The sequence below is a fragment of the Mycobacterium ostraviense genome (assembly GCF_002705925.1).
GTDB classification, from domain to species: domain Bacteria; phylum Actinomycetota; class Actinomycetes; order Mycobacteriales; family Mycobacteriaceae; genus Mycobacterium; species Mycobacterium ostraviense.
The window spans coordinates 2189082-2201859 of the sequence record NZ_NKRE01000001.1 but is presented as its reverse complement, the minus strand read 5'-3'; the positions used below and the strand labels follow the sequence as shown (position 1 = coordinate 2201859).

Annotated in this window: 13 protein-coding genes and 1 pseudogene; 3 read left to right on the top strand and 11 right to left on the bottom strand. The window is 70.1% G+C overall.

Annotation, left to right across the window (positions count from 1 at the left end; all coding sequences use genetic code 11):
• The 3 genes from CDN38_RS33530 to CDN38_RS10010 form a co-directional block, all read left to right on the top strand.
• A partial coding sequence (locus CDN38_RS33530) for a hypothetical protein (protein WP_180276314.1) occupies positions 1–351 on the top strand: 351 nt, incomplete at its 5' end.
• 33 nt (positions 352–384) lie between these two features.
• Entirely contained in the window at positions 385–1041 is a 657-nt protein-coding gene (locus CDN38_RS10015) for a glycosyltransferase family 2 protein (RefSeq protein WP_075513217.1), read from the top strand.
• Complete coding sequence (locus tag CDN38_RS10010; protein ID WP_075513216.1) at positions 1038–1700, top strand: TIGR04282 family arsenosugar biosynthesis glycosyltransferase; 663 nt, start codon at positions 1038–1040, stop codon at positions 1698–1700. The genes CDN38_RS10015 and CDN38_RS10010 overlap by 4 nt, the downstream gene beginning before the upstream one ends.
• A 174-nt stretch (positions 1701–1874) precedes the next feature.
• On the opposite strand, the pseudogene CDN38_RS32960 reads toward CDN38_RS10010, so the two are convergent.
• From CDN38_RS32960 to CDN38_RS09940, 11 genes and pseudogenes are all read right to left on the bottom strand, one after another.
• Positions 1875–3577, bottom strand: a pseudogene (locus CDN38_RS32960) (PE family protein).
• 442 nt (positions 3578–4019) lie between these two features.
• Entirely contained in the window at positions 4020–5309 is a 1290-nt protein-coding gene (locus CDN38_RS09985) for an APC family permease (protein WP_099318925.1), read from the bottom strand.
• An 8-nt stretch (positions 5310–5317) separates the two neighbouring features.
• Complete coding sequence (locus CDN38_RS09980; protein ID WP_099318924.1) at positions 5318–6670, bottom strand: hypothetical protein; 1353 nt, start codon at positions 6668–6670, stop codon at positions 5318–5320.
• A gap of 11 nt (positions 6671–6681) precedes the next feature.
• Positions 6682–7797, bottom strand: coding sequence for an o-succinylbenzoate--CoA ligase (menE, locus tag CDN38_RS09975; protein ID WP_075513213.1), 1116 nt, complete (start codon positions 7795–7797; stop codon positions 6682–6684).
• A 44-nt stretch (positions 7798–7841) separates the two neighbouring features.
• On the bottom strand, positions 7842–8147 hold the full coding sequence (locus CDN38_RS09970; protein WP_075513212.1) for a DUF3349 domain-containing protein: 306 nt from the start codon (positions 8145–8147) through the stop codon (positions 7842–7844).
• 58 nt (positions 8148–8205) lie between these two features.
• Positions 8206–8502 (bottom strand): hypothetical protein, encoded by a 297-nt coding sequence (locus tag CDN38_RS09965; protein ID WP_075513211.1) that lies wholly within the window; start codon positions 8500–8502, stop codon positions 8206–8208.
• Entirely contained in the window at positions 8499–9743 is a 1245-nt protein-coding gene (locus CDN38_RS09960; protein ID WP_075513210.1) for an inorganic phosphate transporter, read from the bottom strand. Before CDN38_RS09960 ends, CDN38_RS09965 begins: the two co-directional genes overlap by 4 nt.
• Before the next feature lie 97 nt (positions 9744–9840).
• Positions 9841–10248: a VOC family protein gene (locus CDN38_RS09955; protein ID WP_075513209.1), complete on the bottom strand. Its 408-nt coding sequence runs from the start codon at positions 10246–10248 to the stop codon at positions 9841–9843.
• A gap of 169 nt (positions 10249–10417) precedes the next feature.
• Entirely contained in the window at positions 10418–11305 is an 888-nt protein-coding gene (locus CDN38_RS09950) for an SDR family oxidoreductase (RefSeq protein ID WP_075513208.1), read from the bottom strand.
• A 34-nt stretch (positions 11306–11339) separates the two neighbouring features.
• Positions 11340–12242, bottom strand: coding sequence for a 1,4-dihydroxy-2-naphthoyl-CoA synthase (locus tag CDN38_RS09945; RefSeq protein ID WP_075513207.1), 903 nt, complete (start codon positions 12240–12242; stop codon positions 11340–11342).
• Positions 12243–12260: 18 nt separating this feature from the next.
• Positions 12261–12716, bottom strand: coding sequence for a nitroreductase family deazaflavin-dependent oxidoreductase (locus tag CDN38_RS09940; protein WP_075513206.1), 456 nt, complete (start codon positions 12714–12716; stop codon positions 12261–12263).
• Positions 12717–12778: the final 62 nt, after the last annotated feature.

Here is a 12778-nt window from a genome sequence, read left to right as displayed (position 1 = left end):
CGGCAGCGTCAGATGTGTATAAGAGACAGGCCCACGACGATGGCCCCAGTGACCACGACGGTCGCTCCGACGACCGTTCCTCCGACCACGGTCGCTCCGACGACCGCCGCTCCCCAGCCGACGCAAGTACCAACCCAACAGGCACCAACCCAACAGGCACCAACCCAGCAGCAGACTGTGGCCCCGCAGGCACCGCAGACGGTGGCCCCGGCGCCGCAGACGGTGGCCCCGGCGCCGCAGCCGCCACTCGGGGGTGGCAGCGGCGGCAGCGGCGGCAGCGGCGGCAGCGGCGGCAGCAGTGGCAGCAGCGGCAGCAGCGGCGGCAGCGGCGGCGGCCGCTCCGGGGACTGATCCCGGGCGCGGCATCGCCTAAGGTCGGAGGGCATGCCCGGCGATGCGGTGACGGTGGTGCTGCCCTGTCTCAACGAGGAAGAGTCGCTACCGGCGGTGCTGGCCGCCATCCCGGCCGGTTATGGGGCGCTGGTGGTGGACAACAACAGCACCGACAACACGGCGGCGGTGGCGACCCGCCACGGTGCACGGGTGGTCGGTGAGCCGCGGCCAGGTTACGGCGCTGCGGTGCACGCGGGCGTGGAAGCCGCGACAACCCCGATTGTGGCGGTGATCGACGCCGACGGCTCGATGGATGCCGGTGAGTTGCCCCGGCTGGTAGCCGAACTCGAGCGGGGCGCCGACCTGGTAACCGGTCGGCGCCGTCCGGTTCGCGGATTGCACTGGCCATGGGTGGCGCGGTTGGGCACGGTGGTGATGAGCTGGCGGCTGCGCACCCGTCACGGCTTGCCGGTACACGACATCGCGCCCATGCGGGTGGCCAGGCGGGAGGCGCTGCTGGAACTGGGCGTCGCCGATCGACGGTCGGGGTATCCGCTGGAACTGTTGGTCCGTGCGGCGGCGGCCGGCTGGCGGGTGGTCGAACTCGACGTCAGCTACGGTCCCCGGACCGGCGGAAAGTCCAAGGTCAGTGGTTCGTTACGCGGCAGCATCATCGCGATTCTGGACTTCTGGAAGGTGATCTCGTGAGCGTGCTGCCGGTCACGGTGCTGGTGGTCGCCAAGGCCCCGGAGCCCGGATTCGCCAAGACGCGGCTGGCCGCGACGGTTGGTGACCGGATTGCGGCGGAGATTGCCGCCGCCGCGTTGCTGGACACGCTGGATGCGGTGGCCGCGGCGCCGGTGGCCGCGCGGGTGGTGGCGCTCACCGGGAACTTGGACGGGGCGGCCAACGCCGACGACATCCGGCAACGGCTGAAGGCCTTCACGGTCATCGCGCAGCGTGGCGACGGCTTTGCCGACCGGCTGGCCAACGCACACGCCGATGCCGCAGACGGGTATCCCGTACTGCAAATCGGAATGGACACCCCGCAGGTGAGGCCCGGACTGCTGGGCGATTGCGCACGACGGTTACTCGAGACGCCGGCGGTGCTCGGATTGGCAATAGACGGTGGCTGGTGGGTGCTCGGAGTCCACAGCCCTGCTGCGGCGGAGTGCCTGCGCGGCATCCCGATGTCGCAGCCTGATACCGGTGAACTCACCCTGAAGGCGTTGCGCGACAACGGTATTGACGTGGCTTCGGTGCCGCGCCTGACCGACGTCGACGTTGTCGACGACCTCGCGGTGGTACGCGAGGCATGCGGCCCGGACAGTCGCTTCGCGCGGGTCACCCGCGCGGCCGGATGGTGAGCCAGGCGGTCGAATGCTTCTAGTGTCAGCCGGTTGCGCCCGATAGCCGCAGTGGTCTGGCGTGGCGGTTGATCCGTTAGTGCCAGTCCGGGTCGCCCCGGCGCCGTGTGCCCCGGATGGTCGCCTCAAGCGGGTGACCGCGCGACCGGGCTACAACGACGCGGTCTCAGGCTGTCAGCCGGGCTGCCCGGATTGTCCTGGCTGCCCAGCGACGCCGGCCAGCCCAGCCGCACCTGATGCGCCCGTGGCGCCGTTGGTGCTGCCGAGTCCGCCGGCAGCGCCAGCACCGCCGCCGCCACCCGAGCCGCCGCTACCCCCGGTGCCGCCCACCCCACCGGCACCGGCTGCACCGGCGTGACCGAAGAGGCCGCCTGCCCCACCGGCGGCGCCGTTTCCGCCGGCCCCGCCGTCGCCGCCGCTGCCACCGGCGCCGCCAGGGCCGCCGGCGCCGCCGTTGCCCCCGGCAGCCACGCCGACCTCACCTGGACCGCCCACGCCCCCGGCGCCGCCGTTTCCGCCGGAGTCGCCGTTCCCGCCGTTGCCGAACAGCCACCCACCACGACCGCCGGCTCCTCCTGAGCCGCCTCTCATACCGGCCTCGCCGGGAGTGCCGGCGCTGCCGGCGCCGCCTTGTCCGCCGTCACCGCCGAAATTGCCCAATCCAAAACCGGCGCCGCCCGCACCCCGGGTACCGCCGTCGGCGCCGATTCCACCAACGCCGCCGGCGCCGCCGCCACCACCGTTAGAACTCAATCCAGTGTTGGGGGCTCCGCCGCCGGCGCCGCCGCCACCACCAGCGGTGGGCTGGGTGCCGAAGTTCGGAAGACCGACGGCCCCGCCGTTGATCCCGGCTCCGCCCGACGGGCCGTTCGTGGCGCCGTCACCGAGACCGCCCGACCCATCGACTCCTCCTCCGCCGCCGCCGGCGCCAAGACCAAGCGGGGAATCAACGCCGCTTCCGCCTGCTCCGCCGGTGCCACCGGGTGCACCGGCTCCGCCGGCGCCACCGACGCCGCCGCCACCGCCGCTACCGCCGCTACCGCCACCGTCGATGACACCGCCGCCCTGATTGACCAAGGCGGCGCCGTCCCCGCCGGTTCCGCCCGGAGCGCCGAATCCGCCGGGCCCGCCGGCACCACCCCCGCCGCCACCGCCGGCCTGATTGCTGGCGGTCACTCCGCTGCCGCCGGCGCCGCCATCGCCGCCTTGCTGCCCGCCATTGCCTTGGACGCCGCCGCCGCCGCCGACACCGGTCCCAGCATGAACCGTTGTCGCCGTTGGTGGCCTGGGGCTGAGTGATGTTCTCAGTCGGGTTGACCCCAGGCGCTCCGGCCGTGCCGGCCGCCGTTGCCGCCGGCTCCGCCGGTCCCGAACAGCCAGGCGTCGCCGCCCGCGCCACCGGCCGCCCCCGCTCCACCGGCACCGCCGGCGCCGCCGTTGCCGATCAAGCCGGCGTTGCCGCCGCTACCACCCGCCTGGCCCGGCAAGCCGGCGGCGCCCTTGCCGCCGTTGCCGTACAGCCAACCGCCGGTGCCGCCGTTACCGCCCGGGGTTACCGCGTCTGCGCCGTTGCCGATCAGTGGGCGCCCGGTCAACGACTGTACGGGCGCGTTGATCGCGTTCAGTGCATGCTGCAGCGGTGCAGCGTTGGCTGCCTCGGCGCCGGCGTACGACCCCGCAGCCGCCGTCATCGCCTGCACGAATTGGTCATGGAACGCCGCTGCCTGAGCGCTGATCGAGTGATAGACGCTGCCGTGTTCCCGAAACACCGCCGCGATCGCCGCCGACACCTCGTCGCTGGCGGCTGCCATCATCTGGGTGGTCGGGGCAGCCGCGGTGGCGGTGGCCTGACGAATCGCCGAACCGATCATGTCCATTTCCACAGCCGCACTGCTCAGCGCTTGTGGCGCGGCGATCACAGACGACATAGCCTCTCCCGTCAACACCTGCCAGCCCGGCTGGCCGGTATCGACCTGCCCTGTCCGGGCGGATGATAACGCCGCTTCGGTGGGGATGTGGGGGTTCGGCGCACCACTACTGGCGCCGACCCGGCCATGCTCGCCGGTTGGGTGTTCAGCTGCGGCAGCGCCTCGCGCAGTGCCGCGACCGGCAGGCACGGCGGTGCGACGCCCAGCGGCGAAACGTGCGGCGCGCCCGGACATTCGTTCGGACACACCTCTTGGCGTACCGCGCCGACGGTGACGCAAGCGCGGCGAGTCGTTCGCCGCGGTCAGACCCGATGCGCCTCGTCGCCGGTGGCACGCCGGACCACCAGCTACGGCGCAGCTGTCAGCGACCGCAGCGCCCAACCCTGCTGCCTCACTCGGCTGTGGCCGCGTCGGGGCTGTTGCCGGGCTGGCCATCGGGGCGGGTTCGGCGGCGCAGCACCACCCAGCGCCCGGCGACCCCGACGGCAAATATGCCCAGCCCAGCGGCGACCGATTCCCACGGCAGTGTGACCACCAGGACCAGACAACCGATCAGCCCGCAGACGCTCAGCGCTCGCAGCCGGACGCGGCCCGCCAGGGTGTAGGCGGCGGCGTTGGCGATCGCGTAGTAGATCAACACGCCAAAGGACGAGAAACCGATCGCGCCGCGCAGATCCACGGTGGCCACCAGCACGCATACTGCGACGGCCAGCGCGATCTCGGCGTGGTGCGGCACCTGATAGCGCGGATGGACCGCGGCCAGCCAGCGGGGCAGGTCCCGATGACGGGCCATCGCCAGCGCGGTGCGGCCGACCCCGGCGATCAGCGCCAGCAGCGCACCGAGGGAGGCCAGCGGGCCGCCGACGGCCACCACCGGCACCAACGACGTGGCACCGGCGGCGCGCAGCGCCTCGGCCAGCGGCGCCGCGGCTGTGGCCAGCCGGTCCGGGCCGGCGGCCGACAGGACCGCCACCCCGACCACCAGATAGGTCGCCACCGTGATCGTCAGCGCCAGGGTGATCGCCTTGGGGATGGCATGGGCCGGGTCACGGACCTCTTCACCCATCGTGGCGATGCGCGCATAACCGGCGAACGCGAAGAACAGCAGTCCCGCCGCCTGCAGCACTCCGTAGGGCGTGACGACGGACCAGCCTTCGATCAGATGGGTAGACCCGGGCCGGGCCGCGGCGATGCCGATCACCACGACGGCGAGCGCAATAATGGTGCACGCCACCAATATTCGGGCCAGCATCGCGGTCTTGGTGATGCCGCGATAATTCAGCGCGGCCAGCACCGCCACGGCGCTGACCGCTACGGCTCGCTGCGCCCACCCCGGCCCGGTGACGGTGTAGGAGGCGACAGTCAACGCCATCGCCGCACACGAGGCCGTCTTGCCGATCACGAATCCCCAACCGGCCAGGAAGCCCCACCACGGTCCCAGGCGTTCGCGCCCGTAGATGTAGGTGCCGCCGGAAACCGGATACCGCGCGGCCAGCCGGGCCGAAGCGATCGCGTTGCAATAGGCGACCGCCGCGGCGAGCGCCAGCCCGATCAGCAGCCCCACGCCGGCAGCCCGGGCGGCCGGGCCAAACGCGGCGAACACCCCGGCGCCGATCATCGATCCCAGCCCGATCACCACCGCATCGGTGGTGCCGAGCCGACGTGCCAGTGACCCTTCCATGTATCCGCCTACCAGTTGGTGAAGATGATGCTGTTCAGCAGTAAGGCACCGGCGGCGTTGACCGCCAGCCACAGCCGGTCGGACTGCGCCGGCAGCAGCGCCGGCGCTGCGGTCAGCCAGATGGTGAACGGCAGCCAGATCCGTTCCGTCTCCGCCTTGCTCAGCATGCTCAGGTCCGCGCAGACGATGGCGGCCAGCACCCCCAGCAGCAACAGATGAAACCCGGAGCGGCGAGCGATGGCGTCGCGGTCGAACACCCGGCTGATGCCGGCGACGCTGCCCAGCCCGATGGCGCACACCACACAAGCCAGGTTGGCCCATCCCCAGTACTGAAACGGGCGGTCCTTCGCGATACCCTGCCAATACCGCTGCTGCACAAGGGTATAGCCGTCGAACCAGCAGAACCCGGCGACGGCGAAGGCCACCGCCACCGCCGCCGCGGCCAAGACGGCCGGCCCCAGGGCCCGCAGCGCGGCCCGCCAGTTCTTCGCGGATACCAGCACCGCCAATGCCGGAAGCCCCATCAGCAGCAGCCCGTAGCTGAGAAAGACGCCCCAGCTCAGCAGCAGGCCCGCCCCGACGGCCACCAGCACGGGAAACCGCGTCCCACCGTGCACCGCAACCGCAAGCAGCGCGATACCCCACGCCGCGATGCCGGCGAAATATCCGTCGGCCGACACCGCGACCCAGATCGCGGTCGGCGCCAGCGCGAGAAAAGGGGCGGCGCGCCGCGCGTTGTGCTCGCCGGCTAAAGCGCGGACGGCGATCACCACCGCCGCGGCGGCGCTGGAACCGACCAGCAGGCACAGCAGCCCGGCCCAGGCCCCGCCGTGCAGGCCGAGCCGATCCAGCCACACAAACGTCAGCAGCGCGCCCGGCGGATGCCCGGAGACATGGGTGGTCCAGGAATTCGGCTGGAAGTCGACGATCCGGCCGGCGAACGTCCGGACCGTCGCCGGGATGTCTTTAACGCCCGGCACCTCAAACAAATATTCGTCCTTGGCGGTCAATCGGCCGGCGAAGCCTTGCTGCCAGCCGTCGATCATCGCCAGCGAAAACGCCCAGGCGCAGCTGGTGACCCAGCTGCCGGGGATCAGCATCCGCCACGAAAGTTGTTGCGCCACAGCCGGGCCCCACGCCACGACGGCCAGCGCAATGATGATCGCGGCCCAGGTGCCCCAGCTGGCGTGGATGTCCCAGTAGCCGAAGATCGGCGCGGCGCCGGCCCGCGAGGCGAAGCGTTCCAGGTCGATGTCGCGGCGCGGTTTCACACCGAGATTCATCCGCGGCAGCACGAAGGCGGCTGCCACCAGGACGACCCCGACCGCGACGGCTGACGTTTCCCGGCGGGCAATTCTCACGATCGCTCAGCCTATTGATCGCTGGCGACCTGATCGCCGGCGACGCGGCGCACCAACGCCGCCCGGTCGATCTTGCCGATGCCGCGTCGCGGTAGCTCGTCGACGATGTGCAGCTCGCGTGGCGCGGCGGTGACATCGAGCGTGCGCGCGACCTGCGCTCGCAATGCCTCCAGCGTCGGCGCGGCGCAACCAGCGCGGACCACGATCGCGGCCACCACGCGCTGGCCCAACCGGTCATCGGCCACCCCGAAAACCGCACAGTCAGCCACCGCCGGATGGCTGCCCAGTGCCATCTCCACCGGCCCCGGCAGCACGGTCAGTCCACCGGTGCTGATCGCATCATCGACCCGCCCCAGGACCCGCAGCACACCCGAATCCTCCACCGCGCCAAGGTCATCGGTGTGGAACCAGCCCGGTTCGGCGAACGGGTCGGGATCGACCGGGTTGCGGTAGCCCTTCGCCAGCATCGGGCCGCCCAGCGCGATGCGGCCATCGGCCAGGATCCGCACCCGGACCCCGTCGAGCGGTACGCCGTCGTACACGCAGCCGCCCGCGGTCTCACTCATGCCGTAGGTGCGCACCACCCTGATACCGGCCGCCGCCGCGGCGTCCACGACGCGCCGCGGCGCCGGTCCGCCGCCGATCAGCACGGCGTCCAGTTCGGCCAGCCCTGCGGTGGCGGCCGGGTGGGTGAGCGCCTTGGCCAGCTGGGCGGCCACCAGCGACGTGTATCGCCGCCCCGGAGCCAATCGCCTTACCGCGCCGGGCAATTGGGTGACGTCGAAGCCCGCGGAGACATCCAGCTCGACCGGCGTGCAACCGGCTAGCACGCTGCGAACCAGCACCTGCAGTCCGGCGATGTGATACGGCGGCACGGCCAGCAGCCAGCTGCCCGGGCCGCCGAGACGGTGGTGGGTGGCCGAGGCGCTGGCGGTCAAAGCGGCGGCGGTCAGCAACGCGCCCTTGGGCGCACCGGTGGTTCCCGACGTCGTCACCACCAGCGCCACGTCGTCGTCGATCTCTTCCCCCACCCGCAAAGCGGCCGAAGCAGACTCATCGGGTGCCGCCGTCACGACCAGCGCCGGGTCGCGGTCCTCGAGAACTCGCTGCAGAGCGGGCAGCAGCAACGAGACGGCGCAACCGGGTGGGACGCTCAGCGCCCGCAGGACGGCTATGCGTGGTCCTCGCGGGTATCGTCGAGCGGATCGAACGGCCAGCCGTGAGCGGCCAGCCGGGCGCGCACCCGCTCCACATCGTCCGGTGACGGCAGGTCGTCGGTGAATTGGGTGATCACCACCCCGATGTCGATCTGGTCGAACTCACCGCGCCGGATGAGTTCGCTGGCGACGGCCTGCACCTCGTCGTTGGTCAGTCGGCGCGCCAGCAGGGCCAGGACGGCAAACGAGTCAGTCGGTGGAATTCCCTCGGGATAGCCCGCCCGCAGCCACGACACGATCGAGGTGAGAAATCGGTTCACGCTGTTACAACTTCCCCTCAGGCCCGCCAGAAAACTCTATGTCAGGACCAATCCGACGCTACGCGCGTTGGGCTCCGAGGAGGTGCCAGCCGAGGTGATGGGCGATGAAGTCGCGGGCGATATACAGCACCCCGATGACAACCACCGAAAGCACCAGCCCGAAGATCGCCCACCCGATCGCGACCAACACCGGGCGCCGCGGAGCGGCGTGGTCCCCGGCCTCCCCGACGGTGCCCGTCCTCCCGGCGGCCTGCATCCGCACCCCGAGCGCGAACAGCGCCGGCAGCCCGGCGCCGAGCAGCACGCTGACGATCAGGATCTTCGCCGTGGCCTCGTAATTGAACCAGTGATTCATGACGCGTTACCGGTCTTGACCACGTCGTCGGCACCGAACTCCGGTAGCTGACCATTCGATGCGACGGTGGTTGTCGGAGGTGGCGGAACCGGTTGGACCGACCGGTCGAGCCCGGCCGTCAGGCTGCCTTCCCACTCGGCGTTGACGTTGCTGTGGTCCACCCGCGCCTTGCGCGACTGTAGCCAGATGACGGTAGCGACCAGGCACAGCAGGCCGAAGCCGATTAATGCGCCCGGGTACCCGCCGATGACATGCACCAGCCAGTAGGTGATCGCGCCGACCAGACCGGCCAACGGCAGCGTGATCAACCACGCGGCCACCATCCGGCCGGCTACCGCCCAGCGGACCTCGGCACCGGGCTTGCCCACGCCGCTGCCCAGCACCGAGCCGGTCGCCACCTGGGTGGTCGACAACGCGTAGCCGAAATGAGCGGACAACAGGATCACCGCGGCCGACGACGACTCGGCCGCCATGCCCTGTGGCGGCTTGATCTCGACCAGGCCCTTGCCCAGCGTCCGGATGATGCGCCAGCCACCCAGGTAGGTGCCCCCGGCCATCGCGACCGCGCAGGCCACGATGACCCACAGCGGCGGCATGGTGGCGGATCTGCTGACCGCGCCGTAGGACATCAGCGCCAGAAAGATCACGCCCATCGTCTTCTGGGCGTCATTGGTGCCGTGCGCCAACGAAACCAGTGACGCCGAGCCGATCTGACCGTGCCGGAATCCGCTTTCGGTGCGCTTCGCGGAAATGCCGCGGATGATTCGGTATACCAGCCAGGTGCCGACCGCCCCGACGAGCGTGGCCAGCAGCGCGGCCACCACGGCAGGCACGATCACCTTGGACACCACACCGCTCCAGATGACGCCGTGACCGCCGACGGCGGCGATCGTGGCGCCGACGATGCCGCCGATCAAGGCGTGCGACGAACTCGACGGGATGCCGAGCAACCAGGTCAGCAGGTTCCACACGATGCCGCCGACCAGGCCGGCGAACACCAACTCCAGCGTCACCAGGTTCGCGTCGATCAAACCTTTGGCGATGGTGGCCGCGACAGCGGTGGACAAGAACGCGCCCACCAGGTTCAGCACCGCCGACAAAATGACCGCTGTCTTGGGCGCCAGTGCGCCGCTGGCGATGGATGTGGCCATGGCATTGCCGGTGTCGTGGAAGCCGTTGGTGAAATCGAACGCCAACGCCGTGATCACGACGATCACCAACAGGAACAAGTCGAGGCTCACGGCACCTGATTCTGGTGGTTGGGCTGATCCGCTGTCGAATAACTGAGTACCCGAAACGCAGGTGTACTGCGACTCGTCGCCAGATATTACTTAGCCGTTAACCCGCAGTCCCGCCGCGTTCACCGCGGGTGTCTTTGCGCAGCGGGTGGCCTGGGGGGACCTCGACGAAAATTAGTGTGATGCCGTCGGGGTCGGTTACGTGCATCTCGTAGAGGCCCCATGGTTCGCGCCGTGGCTCCCGGGTGATCGGCACCCCCCGGCCGGCCAGCTCGGCCCGCGTCGCGTCCAGGTCGCGCACCTGCAGCCACAGCGCCCCGGGAAAGGGGCCGCGGGAGTGGTCGGGCTCGCCGTAACCAGCCAACTCGAGCAGCGACTGGCCAGCGAAAAGCACTGTGCCCGAAGGATATTCGCGGGCTATCGCCAGCCCTAGCTGGTCACGGTAGAAGCTCAGCGACTTCTGATAGTCGGCCGGCCGCAGCAGCATCCGGCTGGCCAGGATTTCCATGGTGTCGTGTCTATCACGTCGTCGTCAGTTGGGGGCGCATCGGCTCCGCAGGGTCGACACGTCGGGGCCGGTGAGGTCGTCGCAGCCGACCACTCGGCCCGTCCGTGGCGAGCAGCGCGACAACAGCGGGCCCACGACTTTGTCGCCCTGGCCGTGGCACCCTCCCGAGTTAATCGCCGTCGAGGTGGTCGTTGCGTTGTTGCATGAGTGCATTGACCCAGCGGGGCCCGATGGTGTTGAGCGCCTTGGCCGCCAGGGCGATCCGCGGCGCGATCCGCACCGGCCGGGTACGCGCGGCGGTCACCATCCACTCGGCCGCTTCCCGTGGCGTCAACGCGGGCATCCCGTCATAGGCCTTCGTCGGGGCGATCATCGGGGTAGACACCAACGGGTAGTAGAGCGTCGTGGAATGCACTCCGTTTCGCCCCCACTCGGTTTCGATGGTCCGGCTCACCGCCGACAGCGCCGCCTTCGACGCGTTGTACACCGAGAACAGCGGCGCCGCTTCCGATAAGACGCCCCACGTCGCGACGTTGATGATGTGGCCGTCGCCGCGCTCGCGCATCCCCGGCGCCAGTCCGCGGATCAGCCGCAGCGGGGCGTAGTAGTTCAGCGCAATGGTCCGCTCGATGTCGTGCCAGCGTTGCAGCGATTCGTCCAGGGGTCGGCGGATGGACCGGCCGGCGTTGTTGATCAGGATGTCGACGCCGCCGATGCGCCGTTGCACGTCGGCCACCAAGGCGTCGACGGCGTCCAGGTCCGAGATGTCACAGGGCATCGACATCGCCGCCCCGCCGGAGGTCGTGATCCGGTCCGCGACGGCGTCCAACAAGTCCTTGCGGCGGGCGACGACAGCCACGGTGGCACCGTGCCGGCCGAACAGCTCGGCGGCGGCCTCGCCGATGCCCGAGGAGGCGCCGGTGATCAGGATCCGCTTGCCGTCGAGGTTGATCGGCTTGATCGCGGGCCGGTTGACCAGCAGCTGCGGCGACACCGGTGGCCGCATGGTGGCCAGCGAGATCTGTTCGGCCAACCGGCGCAGCGGACTCTTGCTCACAGCTGGGCAGTCTAGGCGGCAGCCCAGCGGCGCCCTAGAAATAACGCGGGAACCGGCTCCAGTCCGGCGGGCGCTTCTGCAGGAACGCATCGCGGCCCTCGACGGCCTCGTCGGTCATGTACGCCAACCGGGTGGCCTCACCGGCGAACAGCTGCTGACCCACCAGACCGTCGTCGAGCAGATTGAACGCGAACTTCAGCATCCGTTGCGCCTGAGGCGATTTCGCGTTGATGTCCGCTGCCCACTGCACACCGACCGTCTCCAGCTCGGCGTGATCCACCACCTCGTTGACCGCGCCCATGCGGTGCATCTGCTCGGCGGTGTACGGCCGGCCCAGGAAGAAGATCTCGCGGGCGAATTTCTGGCCGACCTGGCGGGCCAGATAGGCGCTGCCGTAGCCGCCGTCGAAGCTGCCGACATCGGCGTCGGTCTGCTTGAAACGGGCGTGTTCACGGCTGGCCAGGGTGAGGTCGCAGACGACGTGCAGGCTGTGCCCGCCGCCCGCGGCCCACCCGTTGACCAGGCAGATCACCACCTTGGGCATGAACCGGATCAGCCGTTGCACCTCGAGGATGTGCAATCGGCCGGCGCGGGCTACATCAATGGTGTCCGCGGCCTCGCCGGAGGCGTACTGATAACCGGACCGCCCGCGAATCCGTTGGTCACCCCCGGAGCAAAACGCCCAGCCGCCGTCTTTGGGCGAGGGCCCGTTGCCGGTCAACAAGACCACACCCACATCGGGTGACACCCGCGCGTGGTCGAGGACTCGGTACAGCTCGTCGACGGTGTGCGGCCGGAAGGCGTTGCGCACCTCGGGACGGTTGAACGCCACCCGGACCGTGGCGTCGCTGACGTGGCGGTGATAGGTGATGTCGGTCAGGTCGTCGAATCCGTCGACCAGCCGCCACACGTTGGGGTCAAAGGGATTGTCGCTCAAGTCTTTTGAACTCCGTTCTTACGCCGGTTCGAGCCGGAAGACGACGAAGCGTCCGGCCATTGCCTCGAGCTCGTCGGAGCTGCCCTCGGTGATCAGGCCGCATCGCTTCATCACCCGCACGCCGGTGGGCACCTGGGCCGGAAAGGCGCGCAGGATCGGACGAGCCTGGTCCGGCGGCAGCTCCGCCAGCCGCAGGCGCTCGGCCTTACGCCCCCGGGTCAGGGTGACTTCGCCTGCGGCACGGACGTTTTCGACCCAGTCGGCACCCGGGAAGCCGGCCACGACATAACTGATGCCGTCGACGGTCATCGGCGTGACCGGGGTAGATCGCGGAATCCCGGATTTGCGGCCGGGCACCGTCAACACTGCCGGTCCTTCCGTGCCGTAAGCCACTCCCAGCCGCGACACGATCATCATGACCTTGTTGGTCGCCTTCAGCCACCACGGCGGGCGGACGCGGTCACCGTCAGTCATGGCTGCCACAGTAGTCACCGCCCTCGAGCGTGACGCCACAGTCACGCCCGGCCGCGAACGCG

Excerpts from the sequence above, each read along its gene's own strand:
- CDN38_RS10015 (WP_075513217.1), top strand. The coding sequence starts at position 385 with ATGCCCGGCGATGCGGTGACGGTGGTGCTGCCCTGTCTCAACGAGGAA.
- CDN38_RS09965 (WP_075513211.1), bottom strand. The coding sequence starts at position 8,502 with ATGAATCACTGGTTCAATTACGAGGCCACGGCGAAGATCCTGATCGTC.
- CDN38_RS09940 (WP_075513206.1), bottom strand. The coding sequence starts at position 12,716 with ATGACTGACGGTGACCGCGTCCGCCCGCCGTGGTGGCTGAAGGCGACC.
- CDN38_RS09985 (WP_099318925.1), bottom strand. The coding sequence starts at position 5,309 with ATGGAAGGGTCACTGGCACGTCGGCTCGGCACCACCGATGCGGTGGTG.
- CDN38_RS09955 (WP_075513209.1), bottom strand. The coding sequence starts at position 10,248 with ATGGAAATCCTGGCCAGCCGGATGCTGCTGCGGCCGGCCGACTATCAG.